Below are 17777 nucleotides of genomic sequence, written 5' to 3'. Positions count from 1 at the left end.
CCTGCGGCTCAGCCCCGCCGCAGCCGCTCCCGCGAGAGGCCCTTCGCCGCGAGCTCGTCGAGATAGGCCTGGAGCTTGGCTTCGCCATCGCGGCCGAGCTCGCGCAGATAGTCCCAGCCATAGATGCCGGTGTCGTGCATGTCGTCGAAGGTCAGGCGCACGGCATAGTGACCGACCGGCTCGACCTTGAGGATTTCGACCTCGCGCTTGCCGGGCACGGTCTGCTTCTGGGTCGGGCCATGGCCCTGGACCTCGGCCGAGGGGCTCTCGACGCGCAGCAACTCGGCGGAGAGGCCGAAGCTCTCCCCGTCATCGAAGGAGACATGCAGGGTCCGCCGGTCCTTGGACAGGCGTATTTCGGTCGGCCAGGCTGACATCTTCGTCTTTCACCAAGGTGATGTGGCGTTTGCAGCTATTGACGCCGGCCGTACCGGTGCCAATCTCTTTCCTTGTTATAATGATGCGGCTGCCACCACGCACGTGCGAGCAGCGCTTGGTGGAAACGCTGGCGAGACGAAACCAGAGTGCTGATCAATTCCCATATGCCGCTGACGCGTGCGCCGCTGGTCGATCCGTTCGGGCGCGACATCTCCTATCTGCGCATCTCGGTGACGGATCGCTGCGATTTCCGCTGCGTCTATTGCATGTCGGAGGACATGGCCTTCCTGCCGAAGCGCGACCTCCTGACGCTGGAAGAGATCGACCGGGTCGCCACCGCCTTCGTCTCGCGCGGCACGCGGAAACTGCGCATCACCGGCGGCGAGCCGCTGGTCCGGCGCGAGATCATGAACCTGTTCCGCTCGCTCTCGCGCCACCTGACCTCCGGCGCGCTCGACGAGCTGACGCTGACCACCAACGGCTCGCAGCTTTCCCGCTATGCGCAGGAGCTTGCGGATTGCGGGGTGCGGCGGGTCAACGTCTCGCTCGATACGCTGGATCCAGAGAAATTCCGCAAGATCACGCGCTGGGGCGACCTTTCGAAGGTCTTGGCCGGCATCGAGGCAGCACGGACGGCGGGTCTGCGCGTCAAGATCAACGCGGTTGCGCTGAAGGGCGTCAACGAGGACGAGATCGAGGGGCTGATGCAATGGGCCCACGGGCTCGGCATGGACCTGACCCTGATCGAGGTGATGCCCCTCGGCGAGATCGAGCCGGCGCGGCTCGACCAGTTTCTGCCGCTCTCGGTGGTGCGCGCCCGGCTGATGGACCGCTACACGCTTGTCGACGATCCCTACCGGACCGGCGGGCCGGCCCGCTACGTCAAGGTCGCGGAAACCGGCGGGCTGGTCGGCTTCATCACGCCGATGACCCATAATTTCTGCGAGAGCTGCAACCGCGTCCGCCTGACCTGCACCGGCACGCTCTACATGTGCCTGGGACAGGAGGATGCCGCGGATCTGCGCGCACCGATCCGCGCCTCCGCCGACGACGCCCTGCTCTACCGGGCGATGGAAGAGGCGATTTCGCGCAAGCCCAAGGGTCACGACTTCGTCATCGACCGCCGCCGCCCGCGCGCCGCGGTGGGCCGGCATATGAGCGTGACCGGCGGCTGAGGACGCAACCAGCCGCTGCGGCACTCAGCGACCCCGCAATGCGCGCACGATGTTCACAGCCCGCCGGAGAGCGGTCACGGCAGCGCCCACGGCTATCAGCCAGAGCGCGATGACCAGCACCTGGTTCTGACCGCGCCAGAGCGGCTCGAGCAGCGACAGCAGCGCTGCAGCCGTGATCGTCGCCATGCGGTGCTGCTTGGCCATCGGACCGGAAAAATCGGCCGGCAGCCCGCAATTGCGGCCGAGCTCGCGGGTATAGGCGGTCAGCACGGCAAAAGCGGCCGCCGCCCAGCCCAGGGCCGGGGCTCCGATCCCATAGCCGACGCCGGTAAGGATCAGGATATCGGCGATCCGGTCGGGAAACTCGTTCCAGAACGGGCCGTCGGCCTCCTGCTTGCCGCCTTCGATCGCGACCATGCCGTCGAAGAGATTGCAGAGTAGCCTGAGCTGGCAGAAGAGGGCCGCGACGAGCAGGAGCGCAGCGCGCGGTCCGGAAACCGCGCTGCCCGCGAGCCAGAAGGCCGCGCCGGCGACGGCCGCCATCGCCATGCTCGCCATCGAGATCTGGTTCGGCGTGATGCCGCTGGCGCTCAGCCGGCGCGCAATCCCCCGGGCCCAGCTGGTTTCGCGGCTCGCGAGTGGGCGTCGATCGTCACTCTGCGCCATGGTTCATCGCCCTCCTGCTCCGCCACAGCGAGAAATTGTAGAGCGCCGCATAGCTGGTCGCGACGGTGAGGGGCACGGCGATCGTCCTCGCGATCTCGGGCGTGCCGCCGATCGTGTGGATGACGGTCAAGACGCTCGCGGAGACCACACCCGCGATCACCGGCGGCGCCAGTAGCGCGGCCAGGCCAGTGAAGCGGCTGGCGAGATGCTCGATGCCCCGCTTCAGCAGCAAGGTGATGAGAGCGGACAGTGTGCCTTGGATCAGCCCGGCGAGAAGCGGCGCCGGCATCGGATGGGCGCGATTGGCGAAAACCGCCCAGCTGCCCATGGCGAGGAAAGCGAAGCCTACATGGACGATGCTGCTTCGCATCAGGCGTGCGAGCGGCGGGCTCATGTCGCCGACCAGCCATAGCGGACGAGATGGAAGAAGATCGGGGCGGAGAACACCACCGAATCGAGTCGGTCGAGGAAGCCGCCATGGCCGGCGATCAGGTGGCCCCAGTCCTTGATGCCGCGATCGCGCTTGATCGCCGACATGACGAGGCCGCCGAAGAAGCCCATCAGCACGATGACCAGCGCCAGGAACGCCGCCTGCAGCGGCGTGAACGGCGTCATCCAGGACAGGGCGGCGCCGACCGCCGTCGCGCTGAGCGCGCCGCCGACGAAGCCCTCAACCGTCTTCGATGGCGACAGCCTCGGCGCGATCTTGGTGCGACCGAGCAGCTTGCCCCAGACGTACTGCAGCACGTCGCTGATTTGCACGACGATGACGAGGAAGGCGATCAGCAGGACGTTGCGGCCCTGAAAACCGGGGATGTCGAGGCTGAGCAGCGCGGGCACATGCGAGATGCAGAAGACGCAGATCATCAGCGCCCACTGCACCTCGGCGATGCGCACGAGGAAATGCTCGGTGTCGCCGCGCAGCGAGGCGATGATCGGCATCAGCAGGAAGGCGTAGACCGGGATGAAGATCGAGTAGAGCCCGTACCAGTCGATCCAGATCAGATAATACTGCACCGGCAGCACGACGAAGAAGCCGGCGGCGAGTGCCCAATGATCGGCGCGGCGGGTGTCGGTCAGCGTGATGAATTCGCGCAAGGCCGCGAAGGAGCAGAAGCCGAAGAGCAGCGTCACGCCGGTCTTGCCGCCGATCAGCGCCAAGCCCATCAGCACGATCATGATCCACCAGGCGCGGATGCGGTCGTTCAGGTTCTCGACCACGGCATTCGAACCATCGGGCGACAGCCGGCGCTGCAGCACGTAGCCGATCGCGGATGCCACGATCAGGACGCCGAGCAGGCCGGCCAGTACGGCGAGAAGATCGGGATGCGGCATCGTCATGGCGCGCTCGCCTTCGGTGACAGAGCGAGCAGCGCCGCTTCAGCCCGCGTCAGGAAATCCTGCTTCGTTTCGGCCTCGGCAAGAGCAAGCGCCGCGCCGAAGCTGACGGTGCAGACCAATGGGACCGGCACGAACTCACCCTTCGGCATGACGCGGTTGAGATTGTCGATCCAGACCGGAACGAGGGCGACGTTCGGGCGCGCTTGCGCGAGATGGAACAGCCCACTCTTGAACGGCAGCAGAGGCGCGTCCGTCGTGTTGCGCGTCCCTTCCGGGAACACGATGAGGGACGAACCGGCGTCGAGCGCGTCGGTCATCTGGCCGATCGGATCAGTCGTTCGGGTGGCTTGGTTCCGATCGATCAGGACGGCGTTGAAGACATCGCGGCCGATGAAGCGCCGCAGGCCGCTCTTCAGCCAGTAATCGCTTCCTGCGACCGGCCGGGTCGCGAAGCGCAGGCGGCGCGGCAGCACGGTCCAGATCAGGACGAAATCGCCATGGCTGGCATGGTTGGCGAAATAGATCCGCTGCTCGTCGGTCGGTGCGACGCCGTCCCATCGTCCGCGCACCGCCGTGATGAAGCGGGCAAAGAACAGAATGAACGCCCCCGCCAAACTTATTCCTGCTTCGCGCATTCCCCGTACCCGATTGCCGCCCTGCCGGTGACGTAGCGTTGATCTCGAACCCTACCGCCATTGCAGCGGTCTGAGGCAAATTCGAAAGCCTGCAACCCTGCGCCTCATCTGCACCGCTCTCGATGTGCCTCGGCCGCGGAACACGCCGCGATCTGAGCTCCCCGATCGGCGCCTTGCGCCGACGCCGCCTCTGCTATGCCAAGCGAGGAAAGAAGCGATCTCGCGCAGGCCCAGGGAGCGGGGTCTCGCGATCGACTAGCTCCGCCCACCTATGGCCGCATCCGCCGGCATAAGAGCATGGCCGGGCTGAGGAGCTGGCCGGTCCCGAGCCACCTCGGGTCGCGATACTCTTACAGTATTCGCCAGTATCGAAGTCATCGAAGTTGTTCTAATGTGCGGTATCGGGGCCGCTGCGTCCCGATATGCCTGACTGCCAAGAACGAGCCTGAATCGGCGCCCCACAGCGTCGGATAGCAGCAAAACGCACACTGACCGCGGCGCCAGCCGAGCGGCCCGGAGACATGACGGTCAATGGCGCGTAACCTTGCGCCATCGATAGGAAGTCCAGCCGTGACAGATGTCGACAGGCCCAAAGCCGGGTTTTGCCGACACCGACCCCGCATGCCTGCACGAAGACAGTCGATGGAGGTGGATATGAAGCTCCCGATCGCATTATCAGCATTGGCAATCGCATTCATCGGCATGGGCACAGAAGACGCCAGCGCGGTCGTCTACTGCACTTATGTCGGCTATCCCGTCGGCTGCGTCGCCCGGCCCGGCGTGGCCCTCGCCCCACGGCCGGTGGCGCGCGCCGTCGCGACGCCCGGCGTCGGCGCCCCGGGCGTCGGCGTGAGGCCGGGAACCCCGATGAATCGCGGCGGACCGGTCAATCGGGCCGGCAGGCGCTGAAGGCATCTGCTCCGCGGCAGCTGCGGAGCAGCGCCTCCTCTTTGCATTTTTAAAAACCGGCCACGACCATTCCGGCTGAGCGGCGCCGAAGGGGCACGCGCTCGCGCAAAGATCCGATCGAGGGGCAGATCGATGGACAGGAAGGCGCCAGAAACCGGCAAGGCGCTCCCGGCCTCGACCATCATCGACACGGCGATCCGGGTCGGGCTCGTGGCCATCCTGGCCTATGCCGGCGCCCGCATCATCCTTCCCTTCGTCTTTCTCCTGATCTGGTCGGTGATCCTGTCCGTGATGCTGTATCCGCTGCATCGCCGGCTGGCACTGCGGCTCGGCAACCGTGGATCGGCCCTGCTGATCGGCCTGCTCGGCGTCACGCTGTTGCTGGGGCCGACGGCGCTCATGGTGACGTCGCTGGCGACCTGGCTCTACGCGCTGATCTCGAACCTGCAGGGCCAGAACCTGACGTTTCCGCCGCCGCCGCTCTGGCTCGACAGCGTGCCCGCGATCGGCGCGAAACTGGCGGAGAACTGGACGCTCATCGCCTCCAACCTGCCGGCTGCCCTGGCAAAATACGGCCACCTGCTGACCGGCCCGCTTGCCTGGCTGGGCTCGTTCGCAGGCCGGCTGGTAATCGGGGAACTGTCGTTCATCGTTTCATTCGCGATCGCCGCCGTCCTTCTCGCCTATGGTGTGGATGCCGCCGCCCTGGTCCGGCGGATCCTGCTGCGCATCACGGGAAGCCAGGAACGGACGGAGCGATTGGCGAGCCTGACAGCGGCGACGATCCGCGGCGTCGGTCTCGGCGTGGTCGGCGTCGCCCTGATCCAGTCGCTGCTGCTGGGGCTCGGTTTCTTCGCCATCGGGCTTCAGGCGGCCGGCCCCCTGACGCTCGTCGCACTGCTGCTCGGCATCATCCAGATTCCGCTGATCCTGCTGACATTGCCGGTCGTCGCCTATGTCTTCTTTACCGAAGCGACGCAGACCGCGGTGATCTTCCTGATCTGGAATGCCCTCGCCGGGCTCAGCGACAATGTTCTCAGGCCGCTGATGCTCGGCCGGGGACTGGAAGTCCCGATGCCGATCATCCTGTTCGGGGTCATCGGCGGCATGATCGCCGAGGGGCTGCTCGGCCTGTTCGTCGGCCCCGTCCTGCTCGCCGTCAGCTATGTGCTGCTGCTCGAATGGCTCGAACAGCGCCCGACCTGACGCATCCGGAGCGCCCCTTCAAGCCATCGGATCCGCGGCATGCTCCAGCCGCCTTCGCCGCAAAGGCTCTATGACCGCAGCTCGGTCCGCAATTCCCGAACACCGCGACCAAGCCGGCGCCGCAGCAGGGTCCGCAAGGTCGCGGAATCGGCATAGCCGACCTCGCCCGCAATCTTCTCGAGATCCTGCCCGATAGAGACGAGATGCTGGGCCCGCTCGACCCGCATGTCCTGGAAGAAGGCGAGCGGCGATTTTCCGAGCACGGCTTCCGTACGACGCTGCAAGGTCCGGGTGCTGACCGCCAATGCGCTCGCCGCCTCCTGAAGCGAGAAGCCGGAGGCGAGATTGTCGCGAGCCCAGCGCTCGAAGCGTTCGATCAGCGGGTCCGCATGGGCGAGATGATCCGGAATGATATAGCGGGCCTGGGAGGACCGCCGGTCGATCAGCATGAAGCGCGCGACGAGCGCAGCCATCTGGGGGCTCGCCTGGCGCACGAGCCATAGCGCCAGATCGAGATGGCCCATCATGGCCCCAGCCGTGATCACACGCTCGGATGCGATGACCATCCGTGAATCGTCCAGCCTCACATCCGGATAGCGCCTGCGGAACAAGGGCGCGAGCGACCAGGTCGTCGTCGCCTCCCGGCCATCGAGCAGGCCGGCCTCCGCCAGCAGGAACGTGCCGATGCAGGCACCTGCCATCCCCACTCCGTCCGCGTGCCAGGTGTGCAGCTGGGCGAGGCCCTCGACGACGTCCGGCCGCCCCAAGGCATCGACCAGCCGGTCCGGCTGCTTGGCGTTCAAGGCCGGCACGATCACCCAATCCGGCCTGCGCACCGAAGCCGCCGCCTCGACGGTCGCGGCGAGGCCGATCGCGGTTCGGATCTGGGGCCGTACCCCGACTAGCTTCACATCGAACAATGGGCGCTCGATCCCCTGGGCGACCGCCAGCTCGTTGGCGGTCGAGAAGGTGTCGAGCAAGACGGTCAGACCAGTATCGAAAACCCCGTCGAATGCGAGAACCGTCAGACGCATGGCGTAAATGATCCCAATATTGTCATTTACGACGATAGTGAGCGCCTGGGCGCAGGTCTATTTTTTCGATCGCAGCCCATGCCGATCGCCCGGCGGTTTCCGTCGGCCGAAGCCCAGGACGAGAACAGAGACGCCGTCATGACGCTCACGCCAGAACTCTACTCCCTGACGCTGGTCGCCGCTGCGACCATTCTGATGTGGCTGCCCTACACGCTTGCGCGAATCCTGACCCGCGGCCTCATGCCGACTCTGGCCAATCCGGTCCCATCCTTTCCGCCTGATCCGGCCTGGGCCGAACGTGCCCGGCGCGCGCATGCCAATGCCATCGAGAACCTCGCGGTTTTCGCGCCGCTCGTGATCGTCGCCGCCCTGACCGGGATCAGCACACCGGCGACGGTCTTCGCGGCCAAGCTCTACCTCGGGGCGCGACTGGTCCATTACGTCGTCTACGCCGCCGGGGTTCCGATCGTCCGGACGCTCGCCTTCGCGACCGGCGTCGCAGCGACGCTCGTGTTCGTCGCGGCTATCCTCGGCCAGTCGGGCTGACGAGCCGCCCCCACCCCGCCATCCCCTGCAATCTCGCGAGACGCCTCGATGAACAACGCCCCCGCGACCATTCTCGACACGATCGGCAACACCCCGCTGCTCGCCTTGCGCAAGGTCGTGCCAGCCAATGGCGCGCGCATCCTACTCAAGCTGGAAAGCCGGAACCCGACCGGCAGCGTGAAGGACCGAATGGCGCTGGCCATGATCGAGGCGCCGGAAGCCGACGGCCGCCTGAAGCCGGGCGGCGCGGTCGTCGAATACACGGGCGGCAGCACGGGCGTCTCGCTGGCGCTGATCTGCGCGGTCAAGAAGCATCCGCTTCACCTCGTGACGTCGGACGCCTTCTCCAGGGAGAAGCTCGACCACATGCGTCTTCTCGGCGCGAAGCTGACGATCGTGCCGAGCGAGAACGGCAAACAGACCGAGAAACTGACGAAAAACATGATCGCCGAGGCTCATCGCATCGCGCAGAATCTGGGTGCCTATATCACCGCCCAGATGGAGAACACCGACCAGCTCGCGGCCTATGCGAAGCTCGCCGACGAGATCTGGGAGCAGACCGGTGGGCGCATCGACGGCTTCGTCCAGAGCGTCGGAACGGCGGCGGCGCTCCGCGGCATCTCCGAAAAGCTGCGCCAGCATGACGGACGCATCCGTTTCGTCGCCGTCGAGCCGGCCGAGTCGGCCGTGCTTTCGGGCGGGCCGTCCGGCGCGCACAAGATCGACGGGATCGGCGCCGGCTACGTCGTGCCGCTCTGGCATGACGGCATCGCCGACGACATCGAGCGCGTCTCGACGGAGGAAGCCAGGGCGACGGCGTTTCGACTGGCGGCCGAGGAAGCCCTGTTCTGCGGCACCTCGACAGGCGCCAATGTCGCTGCCGCCCTGCGGCTGGCTGAACGTCTCGGGCGGAACGCCACGATCGTCACGATCATGTGCGACACCGGCATGAAGTATCTGAAGACGTTCTCACAAGCTCTGGAGCCCTGATGTGCTCGCCCCGGCGCAAGCTCGAACCGGGGAACCCTTCTCCGCGCCGAATCCTGCGGCACCCGTACGTGCGGCAAGGCTCGGCAGCCGATCTCCCCGGTCTCACTGGCCGCCCTCCCGAGCAATAGACGGCCCCGAGTATCGGCAGGAACCCGATCTCACGCCCCTGGACTTTAACGCTTCAACCTCTTGCCCGCTGCTGCTTGTGCACTAGTATACATGCCAAGGTCACAGCAAAATCGACCGGGACAGAGGGAGTGAGACATGGCCAATCCGACACGGCGCGGCGTGATCGCCGGTGCTTCCAGCCTTGCGGCACTGCATGCGAGCGGCGCCTTCGCACAGGGCGCGATGCCTTCGAGCCCGGTGATGCTCAACATCATCGACGTCGCCGGCAATCTTCAGCTGACGCAGAGTTCGATCGAGAAATTCGCCAAGGACAATCCGAAGCTGATCTCGCGCCTGAATTTTTCGCGCGCGCCCTCGCCCGAATTGCCGGCCAAGCTCAAGGCTCAGCAGGATGCCAACCGCGTCGACATCGACATGGTGCTGACAGGGCCGGGCGCGATGTCCGACGGCATCCAGCAGGGGCTGTGGGTCGACGTCTGGAAATCGCACACGGCGGCTCTGCCGAAGGCGGAGGACACCTATCACGAGCAGGCGCTGATGATGCAGCGCAATTTCGGCCAGAACGAAGGTGTCGCCGTCGTCTATTCGCCCTCCGGGCCGCTGTTCGAATACATGCCCGACAAGCTCAAGACGGTGCCGAAGACGGCGGAGGAGTTCCTCGCCTATGTGAAGGCCAATCCCAACCGCTTCACCTATGCTCGCCCGCTGAACTCCGGCCCGGGCTGGACCTTCCTGCAGGGCATGCCGTACATCCTCGGCGACAGCGATCCGAGCGACCCGATGAACGGCTGGGCCAAGACCTGGGCCTATCTCAAGGAACTCGGCACGGCGATCGACTACTATCCGACCGGCACCGCCGCGACGATGAAGGAGCTCGGCGACGGCACGCGCGACTGCATCGTCTCGACGCTGGGCTGGGACATCAACCCACGCGCGCTCGGCATCGTGCCGAAGGAGGCCAAGGTCTTCACCATCGCCAACACGCACTGGATTCCGGACACCCAGTTCATGTGCATCCCGAAGGGCGTGGCGGCGGCCAAGATCCCGGTGATCCTCGCCCTGATGTCGCATCTGCTGAAGCCGGAATCGCAGGCTGCGACCTATGACAAGGGCTATTTCTACCCCGGCCCGGCGATCAAGGGCGTTACCCTCGCCATGGCGCCGCAGGAGAGCCAGGACGTGCTGAAGGAGTTCGGCCGGCCCGAATATGACAGCCTGATCGCGAGCCTGCCGACGCGCCCGCCGCTGACGCCCGAACGCCTGGTCGCCGCCTTCCGGCGCTGGGACCAGGAGATCGGCGTCGGCCACGCGCCGAAGTGAGAGGCGGCGAATGCGTTTCGCCGCCATCGGCGTCGACCATCGCCACATCTACCATATGGTCGGCGGCCTGCTGGAGGCCGGCGCGCATTGCGCCGGCTTCGACCCTGCGACCAGCGACCCGCGGGTGCTCGCGGGCTTTCGCGAACGCTTCCCGCAGCTCGCGGAGGCGGCCGCCGAGCGCCTGCTGGACGATCCCACGATCGAGCTGATCGTCTGCGCCGGCATCCCCTCGGAGCGGGCAGCCCTCGCCGTCCGGGCGATGCGGGCCGGCAAGGACGTGATGGTCGACAAGCCCGGCGTCACCTCCTTCGAGCAACTCGCCGAGGTCGAGCAAACAGTCGCCGAGACTGGCCGGATTTTCTCGGTCTGCTTCTCCGAGCGCTTCATCGTCCCCTCGACCATCGTCGCCGGCAAGCTGATCGCGGACGGCGCGATCGGGCGGGTCGTCCAGACGGTCGGCCTCGGACCGCACCGGCTCAACCGGACGATCAGGCCCAGCTGGTTCTTCGACAGGCAGTATTTCGGCGGCATCCTGACCGACATCGCCTCGCATCAGATCGACCAGTTCCTGCATTTCACCGGCTCGCAGGATGCCGAGATCGTCGCCTCCGGCGTCGGCCATTTCGGTGCGGCCGACCTGCCTGATTTCGAGGATTTCGGCGAGATCCTGCTGCGCAGCGACAGGGCTTCCGGCTTCATCCGTGTCGACTGGTTCACCGCCGACGGGCTGCCGACATGGGGCGACGGGCGGCTGACCATCCTCGGCACCGAGGGCACGATCGAGCTGCGCAAATATGTCGACATCGCCGGCAGGCCGGGCACCGACCACCTCTTCCTGGTCGACAAGACCGGCACCCGCCATATCGACGCATCCGGCGAGCCATTGACCTATTTCCGCGACCTCATCGCGGATGTCGAAGCCCGCAGCGAAAAGGCGGCGACGCAAAGGCACGTCTTCACCGTCTGCCGCCTCGCCCTGCATGCGCAGGACCGGGCCGTACGCCTGCCGATCAGGGGAGCCGAGGCAAAGTGACACGCAAGATCGGCATCGCCGTCATCGGCCTTGGGCCGGCCGCCCTGCCCCATTCGCGCAGCCTCATCGATCTCGCCGAGCGGGTCGACGTCCGGCATGTCGTCAGCCGCTCGCAGCAGCGTCTCGACGCCTACCGCCAGCAGTTCCCATTTCCGGGAACGACCGACATCGAGGCGGTGCTCGCCGACCCCACCGTCGAGGCGGTCATCGTCCTGACGCCGCCCTCCAGCCATCTCGAAGTCTCGGCACGCTGCCTCGCCGCAGGCAAGCATGTGCAGGTCGAGAAGCCGCTCGAACTGACGGCGGCGCGGGGCGCCGATCTTGTGGCGGCGGCAAGGCGAGCCGGCAAGGTCTTCGGCGTCGTGCTGCAGCACCGCTTCCGTCCTGCGAGCCTGCGCCTGAAGGCTGCGCTGGACGATGGCGAACTCGGCGAGGTCGAGGCAGCGCTGCTGCAGGTGCCGTGGTGGCGGCCGCAATCCTATTACGACGAGCCCGGCCGCGGCACGCTCGCCCGCGACGGCGGCGGTGTGCTGCTGACGCAGGCGATCCATTCGCTCGACCTGTTCCGCTCGCTGGTCGGGGTCTCGCGTGTCGTGGCGGCCCAGGTCCGCACGACCGGGCTGCACCGGATGGAGACGGAAGACTATGTCGGAGCGCTGCTCGAAACCGCCAATGGTGCCCCGGCGACGCTGGTCACCACCACCGCCGCCTACCCGGGCCATCCCGAACGGATAGAGATCATCGGCCGCAAGGGCCATGCGGCACTGGTCGGTGGGCGGCTCGAGCTCGCCTTTCTCGACGGACGCAGCGAAACCGTGGAGGCCGAAGGCAGCACCGGCTCGGGCGCCAACATCATGGACTTCCCCCACGATGCGCACAGGGCGGTGATCGCGAACTTCCTCGATGCGATCGAGAGCGGCGGCGACCCGGTCGTCACCGGCGAGGAGGCCCTCGCCTCGCAAAGGCTGATCGACGGCATCCTCGCCGCCAGCCGGCGCTGACGCTCCGGCCCGGAGCGCGGGCCCTTACATCCGATAGGCCATCCGCACGCCGCCCCAGTGGCGGCCATGGATGCTGAGCGGGGCATCGACCTCGCGCATCAGCTGCGTGCCGGCTGCGCCCATGTCGCGATGATAGGATTGCACCAGGAACGGCCGGGTCGAGCGCGCCGCCATGATGCCGGCCCGGTCGTCGAAGATGCGGCGATCGCGGCTGTAGGCCGGGTCCCAGTCGGCCTCCCCCGGACGCTGCGGCTGCGAATACTGCGGGTGGTGCACCGGGATGTAGCCGTTGCGATCGATCGCCACGGCGAAGACCAGACGCGCATCGCTCCGCAAGGTCTCCGCCAGGATCGGCGGCAGGATCGCTTGCAGGACCGGCAGGGCACGGTTGCTGAACTGCCGCGGCTCGGTGTCCGGCAGCGCGACATAGTCGGTGTCGAACAATTCCTCCTCGCGCAGGCGGCGCTGGCTCAGCGCATCCTCGAACAGCAGGGCGACCTGCTGCGAGAACAGCTGGGCTCGCTCGATCAGCGGGCGATAGGCCTCCTCGACCTCGGCCAGGCGCTGGTGGAGCGCCGTCTGTCCCTGGCTGTCCTCGTGATCGAAGGCGATGTGGAGGCCGAGATCGCTCCTCGCCTTGATCCGGCAGGCCAGCGGCGGCATGCCTTCGACGACGAGCTCGCCGCGCGCGCCCACGGGCAGGCGCAGATCATCCGCCCCGGCAAGAAGCGTTCCGCCGAAGCCGAGGTCGATGGTCTGCAGCGCGTGGCTCTCGCCCGCGACCGAAAGCGTCGCGGCAAGTTCGGCCGGAAAGCGGTCGTGCCGCCGGCGATCGGCGAACAGGGTCTGGCGCAAGGTCGGGACGAAGCGCTCGAGAAGCCCGTCGGCCTGGCGCGCGCCCTCCGAGAGCGCCCGGCGTGCCCCTGCGCTTTCGTCGGCCGCCGCGAGCGCGACCCGGTCGATGTCGCTGACGCGATGCTGGACGGTCTCGATGAAGCGCGCCGTGACCTCGGCCGAGCGCGACAGCTCGGCGGCTGCGGCAGCCTGCTCATGCGAGGCCTCGCCGATCGTCGCCATCACCGGGTTGACGTCGCCGACCAGCCGGAAGGCGTCGCTGACGAAGGACGCCGAGCCATGCGTCGCCTGGTTCAACCGGTCGACCCGGCCGCGGATGTCCTCGACAGCATTGCGGACCTCGAGCGAAAGCGACTTCACCTCCTGCGCCACGACGCCGAAGCCGCGGCCGGCCTCGCCGGCGCGCGCGGCCTCGATGGTGGCATTGAGGGCGAGCAGATTGGTCTGGCGGGCGATCTCGGCGATGGCATCGACGATCGAGCGGATCTCGGCGGTCGCCTGCGTCAGATCGCTCATCATCCTTGTTGCCTCGGCGGCGCGCGTGGCGGCGGCGTCGAGCATGTCCCTGGCGCCCATCATCGAGGCGCCCACGCGTTCCGCCGCCTCGGAGACCTGTACGGTCGCACTGGCGAGCGCCGAGGAATTGGCACTGGCGGTGAAGGTCACCTCGCGCAATTCGGCCATGCCGCCATGAATCTCACGCGAGCGCGCCTCGGACCGGGCGGAGAACTCCTCGGCGCGGCCGAGCCCGTCATTAAGCCGGCGCATGGCGGCGACGACGTCGTTCTCGAGTTCGTTGACGGCCTCGCCGAGAGGGGCGTCGGCTGGCGGCGCTGGCTTCGCGGGCTCAGGAGGCGGAGCGACCGGCTCCGCAACCGGCTCGGCGGGGCCGACACGGCCCAACAGACGCCGGAATGAGCGAGCAAGCATAGGCCGATCCCGGAAAAGCACGTATTCGCAAGCTATGCCGCGCGCACGGTTAACAAACCTTCTGCGCGGCACCGCCCCGCCTCCCGCCGCGCGCATGCAGCCGACCTGCCCGCGGGCATGGACCGTCGCGGACCCGTGGGACTAGATTGCCGCATTCGCCCGGCCGGACATCGAGGACAAGAACAGCAATGACTGCGCCTCATTACGACGTGATCGTCGCCGGCGTCGGCGCCATGGGATCGGCCGCCTGCTGGCATCTGGCCAAGCGCGGCCTGCGCGTGCTCGGGCTCGAGCGGTTCGATCTCGGCCACGCCATGGGCTCCTCGCACGGGCTGACCCGGATCATCCGCCTCGCCTATTTCGAGGGCTCGCATTACGTCCCGATCGTGCGCCGGGCGCACCAGCTCTGGCAGGAGACCGGAGACGCTGCCGGGCTGAAGCTGCTGCACGTCACCGGCTCGCTTGACCTCGCCCCTGAAGGCGCCGGCCCGGTCGAATCCTCGCTGCAATCCTGCCTGGACCACGGACTGGCGCATGAAGTCCTCGGCCATGCAGAGATCAGCCGGCGTTTTCCGGCTTTCCAGCTGCCGCCAGGCCATCTCGGACTCTGGCAACCCGACGGCGGCTTCGTCGCCTCGGAGAAGGCGATCTACGCCCATGTCGGCCTCGCCCAGTCGAAGGGTGCCGAGATCCGTACCGGCGAGCCAATGCTGGACTGGCGCCCGACCGCCGATGGCGGCGTCATCGTGCGGACCGAGCGCGGCAACTATTCGGCCGGGAGGCTGGTGATCACTTCCGGCGGCTGGATCGCCGACGCGGTGCCGGCGCTGGCCTCGCAGGTCAAGACGGTGCGCCAGGCGATCGGCTGGTTCACGACGCGCCGGCCCGAGCTGTTCCGCGAAGGCGCCTTCCCGGTCTTCATCCTGACGGTCGAGGAAGGCAATTTCTACGGCTTCCCGCTCTACGAGCATCCCGGCTTCAAGCTCGGTGGACCGCATTTCGGGCGCGAGCCGATGGATCCGCGCGATCCCGACCGCACGCCGAGCCCGACGCAGGTTAGGCTGATCCGCGAGTGCCTCGCGCGCTACATCCCCGACGCGGCCGGCGATCCGCTGACTGTGAAGGGCTGCGTCTACACGGTCTCGCCCGATGAGGGCTTCGTGATCGACACCGTGCCGGGCGTGCCACAGGCGGTGTTCGCCTCGGCCTGCTCGGGCCACGGCTTCAAGTTCGCCAGCGCCATCGGCGAAATCCTCGCCGATCTCAGCACCGACACCAAGACGCCTTTCGACCTCTCTCCCTTCGCTCTCGCCCGCTTCGACGCCTGAGCAGACCGCGCCCGACTGGAGCCCGCCTTGGCTACCGCCGCCCAGAATCGCAGCGGCCTCCTCGCCATGGTGGCGGAGATGGCACTGCACCCCCCGGAAGGCGGCAAGCCGCTATGAGCCCGAAGCGCCCGGCCCTGCTGATCCTGGTCGCGATCTCGACGCTACAGCCGATCGCGCTCAACATGGTCGCGCCGGCGACGCCGGCGCTGGCCCGCGGCTTCTCCGCCAGCTACGCCACGATCCAGCTGACGCTGACGCTCTTCCTCGTCGCGGTGGCGCTGACGCAGCTCATCGTCGGGCCGCTCTCCGACCGCTTCGGCAGGCGCCCCTGCGTGCTCGCCGGCATCGTCGCCTTCATCCTCGGATCGGCGCTCGGCGCGATCGCCGAAACCACCGGAGCATTGCTGTTCTCGCGCGTGCTGGAAGGTGCCGGCGCCGGCACGACCTTCGCCCTCGCCCGCGCCATCATCCGCGACACATCGAGCCGCGACGAGGCGGCCGGCCAGATCGCCTCGGTGACCATGGTCATGGTCGTCGCCCCGATGCTCGCCCCTTATGTCGGCGGCCATATCGAGACCTGGTTCGGCTGGCGGATGATCTTCTGGACGATGACCGCCGTCGGCGTGGCAGTGCTGGTGCTGACGGCGATGCGCCTGCCTGAAACCGCACCCAGCGTCGGCATCCGCACCTCCCTGCTCGGGATTTTTCGTGCGTTCCCCGAACTAGCCGGCAATAGAGCCTTCATCGTCGATGTCATCGCACTGACGATGACATCGGCCTCCTTCTTCGCCTTCATCGCGGCGGCGCCGTTCATCGTCGTCGAGACCATGGGGCGGGGCTCGGACGTCTATGGCGCGTACTTCATCCTCAACGCCCTCGGCTACATGCTCGGCAACTTCGCGATGTCCCGGCTCGCCATCCGGGTCGGCACGGCGCGGATGGTCCGGATCGGCCTCGCGATCTCCTTCGTCGCGATCAGCGCCGCCTTCGCGATCTCGCTGTCGCCGTACTGGACGCCGCTGACGCTGTTCCTGCCGCTCGCGCTCAATGCGATCGGCAACGGTCTGACGATCCCGGGAGCCACCGCCTCCGCCCTCTCAGCCAAGCCCGAACTCGCCGGCTCGGCCGCCGGGCTGATGGGCGCCGTCCAGCTCGGATCCGGCGCGCTCGCGACGATCGCGATCAGCGCTTTGGTCACCATCTGGCCGCAGACGCTGATGGCGATGATGTGGCTGATGCTTGCCGTGGCGCTGCTCGCGCTGCGCTTCGGGCGCTGATCCACAGCGCGGCTCAGACATAATCTTGCGCGTCATGTAGCATTGGTATAACCGCCCTTCATGCGGCGCATGATGCCGCCATAATCGATAGACGTCAGGGAGCCCCGCAGTGGAAGGACCACTCGCTTTCAGCCGCGTGATCGACAAGATCAATCGCGAGATCGGAAAGAAGGTCGCCTGGCTGATCCTGCTGGCCGTCATCGTCGCCACCGTCAACGCCATCGTCCGCAAGGTCTTCAGCGTTTCGTCGAACGCCTGGCTCGAACTGCAATGGGTGCTGTTCGGCACGGTCTTCCTGCTCTGCGCCGCCTGGACGCTGCAGGTGAAGGAACATATCCGCATCGACATCGTGAACAGCATGCTGCCCAAGCGCGTGCAGCAGTGGATCGACCTGATCGGCCACACCCTGTTCCTGATGCCGTTCTGCCTGCTGATGATCTACCATTCCTGGCCGTTCTTCACCCGCTCCTATGCGGTGAACGAGCAGTCGCTCTCGGCCGGCGGCCTGCCGCAATGGCCGGCGAAGGGCCTCGTCATCATCGGCTTCATCCTGCTCGCCTTCCAGGGCATCTCGGAGATCATCAAGCAGATCGCGATCATGCGCGGAAAGCTCGACGACGACAGCTCGCGCGGCCACGCCGCCGCTGCTGAGGCCGAGGCCCAACGCCTGCTCGACCAGGCGAAGGCCGAAGGCCTCGCCCCGTGAGCCCAGACGCAGATTCCCGGACAGCTTCCATGACCCTCGCCCGCTCCGCCCGCGCCTGCGCGCTGCTGCTCGCGCTGACCGTCGCCGCCTTCTTCAGCCTGCACACCGGCGACGCCCAGGCCGCCGGCTTCGGCGACTTCCTGCGCGAGAACATGGCGCCGGTGATGTTCGCCGCGCTCGTTGTCTTCCTGCTGCTCGGCTATCCCGTCGCCTTCGCGCTCGCCGCCAACGGCCTGCTCTTCGCCCTGGTCGGCATCGAGCTCGGCATGTTCCAGGAGAACTTCCTGCAGGCCCTGCCGGAGCGCATCTACGGCACGA

The 17777-nt window shown here is 67.1% G+C and carries 18 protein-coding genes and 1 pseudogene; 12 read left to right on the top strand and 7 right to left on the bottom strand.

Features of this window, described 5'->3' with window-relative positions; translation table 11 throughout:
* Nucleotides 1–8: 8 nt before the first annotated feature.
* Nucleotides 9–377: a gamma-butyrobetaine hydroxylase family protein gene (locus RKE40_RS14105; protein ID WP_316018867.1), complete on the bottom strand. Its 369-nt coding sequence runs from the start codon at nt 375–377 to the stop codon at nt 9–11.
* 165 nt (nt 378–542) lie between these two features.
* Between RKE40_RS14105 and moaA the strand changes: the two genes are divergently transcribed.
* Nucleotides 543–1553, top strand: a complete 1011-nt coding sequence (gene moaA / locus RKE40_RS14100) for a GTP 3',8-cyclase MoaA (RefSeq protein ID WP_316018939.1) — start codon at nt 543–545, stop codon at nt 1551–1553.
* Between the two features lie 24 nt (nt 1554–1577).
* Here the strand turns inward: moaA and RKE40_RS14095 are convergent, their stop codons facing one another.
* From RKE40_RS14095 to RKE40_RS14080, 4 genes are read right to left on the bottom strand one after another with little or no spacing between them, the layout of a single operon-like run.
* A complete protein-coding gene (locus RKE40_RS14095; protein ID WP_316018866.1) occupies nt 1578–2219 on the bottom strand; it encodes a CDP-alcohol phosphatidyltransferase family protein in 642 nt (213 codons plus the stop codon).
* The gene (locus RKE40_RS14090; RefSeq protein ID WP_316018865.1) at nt 2206–2613 is read right to left on the bottom strand and encodes a hypothetical protein; all 408 of its coding nucleotides are present in this window, start codon (nt 2611–2613) and stop codon (nt 2206–2208) included. Before RKE40_RS14090 ends, RKE40_RS14095 begins: the two co-directional genes overlap by 14 nt.
* Nucleotides 2610–3560 carry a phosphatidate cytidylyltransferase gene (locus tag RKE40_RS14085; protein ID WP_316018864.1) on the bottom strand — a complete coding sequence of 317 codons (951 nt, stop codon included), beginning with the start codon at nt 3558–3560 and terminating at the stop codon, nt 2610–2612. The genes RKE40_RS14090 and RKE40_RS14085 overlap by 4 nt, the downstream gene beginning before the upstream one ends.
* A complete protein-coding gene (locus RKE40_RS14080; RefSeq protein WP_390893367.1) occupies nt 3557–4195 on the bottom strand; it encodes a lysophospholipid acyltransferase family protein in 639 nt (212 codons plus the stop codon). The genes RKE40_RS14085 and RKE40_RS14080 overlap by 4 nt, the downstream gene beginning before the upstream one ends.
* A 654-nt stretch (nt 4196–4849) precedes the next feature.
* Between RKE40_RS14080 and RKE40_RS14075 the strand changes: the two genes are divergently transcribed.
* Nucleotides 4850–5104: a hypothetical protein gene (locus RKE40_RS14075; protein ID WP_316018863.1), complete on the top strand. Its 255-nt coding sequence runs from the start codon at nt 4850–4852 to the stop codon at nt 5102–5104.
* 132 nt (nt 5105–5236) lie between these two features.
* A complete protein-coding gene (locus RKE40_RS14070) occupies nt 5237–6310 on the top strand; it encodes an AI-2E family transporter (RefSeq protein WP_316018862.1) in 1074 nt (357 codons plus the stop codon).
* Nucleotides 6311–6378: 68 nt separating this feature from the next.
* Here the strand turns inward: RKE40_RS14070 and RKE40_RS14065 are convergent, their stop codons facing one another.
* A complete protein-coding gene (locus RKE40_RS14065) occupies nt 6379–7344 on the bottom strand; it encodes a GlxA family transcriptional regulator (protein WP_316018861.1) in 966 nt (321 codons plus the stop codon).
* 138 nt (nt 7345–7482) lie between these two features.
* On the opposite strand from RKE40_RS14065, the gene RKE40_RS14060 reads away from it, so the two are divergent.
* From RKE40_RS14060 to RKE40_RS14040, 5 genes are all read left to right on the top strand, one after another.
* Nucleotides 7483–7890, top strand: a complete 408-nt coding sequence (locus RKE40_RS14060; RefSeq protein ID WP_316018860.1) for an MAPEG family protein — start codon at nt 7483–7485, stop codon at nt 7888–7890.
* A 48-nt stretch (nt 7891–7938) separates the two neighbouring features.
* Nucleotides 7939–8880 (top strand): PLP-dependent cysteine synthase family protein, encoded by a 942-nt coding sequence (locus tag RKE40_RS14055; RefSeq protein ID WP_316018859.1) that lies wholly within the window; start codon nt 7939–7941, stop codon nt 8878–8880.
* 264 nt (nt 8881–9144) lie between these two features.
* Entirely contained in the window at nt 9145–10329 is a 1185-nt protein-coding gene (locus RKE40_RS14050) for an ABC transporter substrate-binding protein (protein ID WP_316018858.1), read from the top strand.
* Nucleotides 10330–10339: 10 nt separating this feature from the next.
* Nucleotides 10340–11362, top strand: coding sequence for a Gfo/Idh/MocA family protein (locus tag RKE40_RS14045; protein WP_316018857.1), 1023 nt, complete (start codon nt 10340–10342; stop codon nt 11360–11362).
* Nucleotides 11359–12363, top strand: coding sequence for a Gfo/Idh/MocA family protein (locus tag RKE40_RS14040; protein WP_316018856.1), 1005 nt, complete (start codon nt 11359–11361; stop codon nt 12361–12363). The genes RKE40_RS14045 and RKE40_RS14040 overlap by 4 nt, the downstream gene beginning before the upstream one ends.
* A gap of 24 nt (nt 12364–12387) precedes the next feature.
* Here RKE40_RS14040 and RKE40_RS14035 read toward each other — a convergent pair whose 3' ends face one another.
* Nucleotides 12388–14148 (bottom strand): methyl-accepting chemotaxis protein, encoded by a 1761-nt coding sequence (locus RKE40_RS14035; RefSeq protein ID WP_316018855.1) that lies wholly within the window; start codon nt 14146–14148, stop codon nt 12388–12390.
* Between the two features lie 188 nt (nt 14149–14336).
* Between RKE40_RS14035 and solA the strand changes: the two genes are divergently transcribed.
* The 4 genes and pseudogenes from solA to RKE40_RS14015 all read left to right on the top strand — a co-directional run.
* Nucleotides 14337–15476 carry an N-methyl-L-tryptophan oxidase gene (gene solA, locus RKE40_RS14030; RefSeq protein WP_316018854.1) on the top strand — a complete coding sequence of 380 codons (1140 nt, stop codon included), beginning with the start codon at nt 14337–14339 and terminating at the stop codon, nt 15474–15476.
* A 113-nt stretch (nt 15477–15589) separates the two neighbouring features.
* A complete protein-coding gene (locus RKE40_RS14025) occupies nt 15590–16753 on the top strand; it encodes a multidrug effflux MFS transporter (RefSeq protein WP_316018853.1) in 1164 nt (387 codons plus the stop codon).
* A 109-nt stretch (nt 16754–16862) separates the two neighbouring features.
* Complete coding sequence (locus tag RKE40_RS14020; RefSeq protein WP_316018852.1) at nt 16863–17459, top strand: TRAP transporter small permease subunit; 597 nt, start codon at nt 16863–16865, stop codon at nt 17457–17459.
* 29 nt (nt 17460–17488) lie between these two features.
* Nucleotides 17489–17777: pseudogene (locus RKE40_RS14015) on the top strand (C4-dicarboxylate ABC transporter); the annotation flags it as partial.

Source organism: Allobosea rubneri, from assembly GCF_032464875.1.
In the GTDB taxonomy this organism is placed as follows: Bacteria; Pseudomonadota; Alphaproteobacteria; order Rhizobiales; family Beijerinckiaceae; genus Allobosea; species Allobosea rubneri.
Note: the sequence above shows the minus strand (reverse complement) of the source record. Positions and strands in the feature narration are given on the sequence as shown.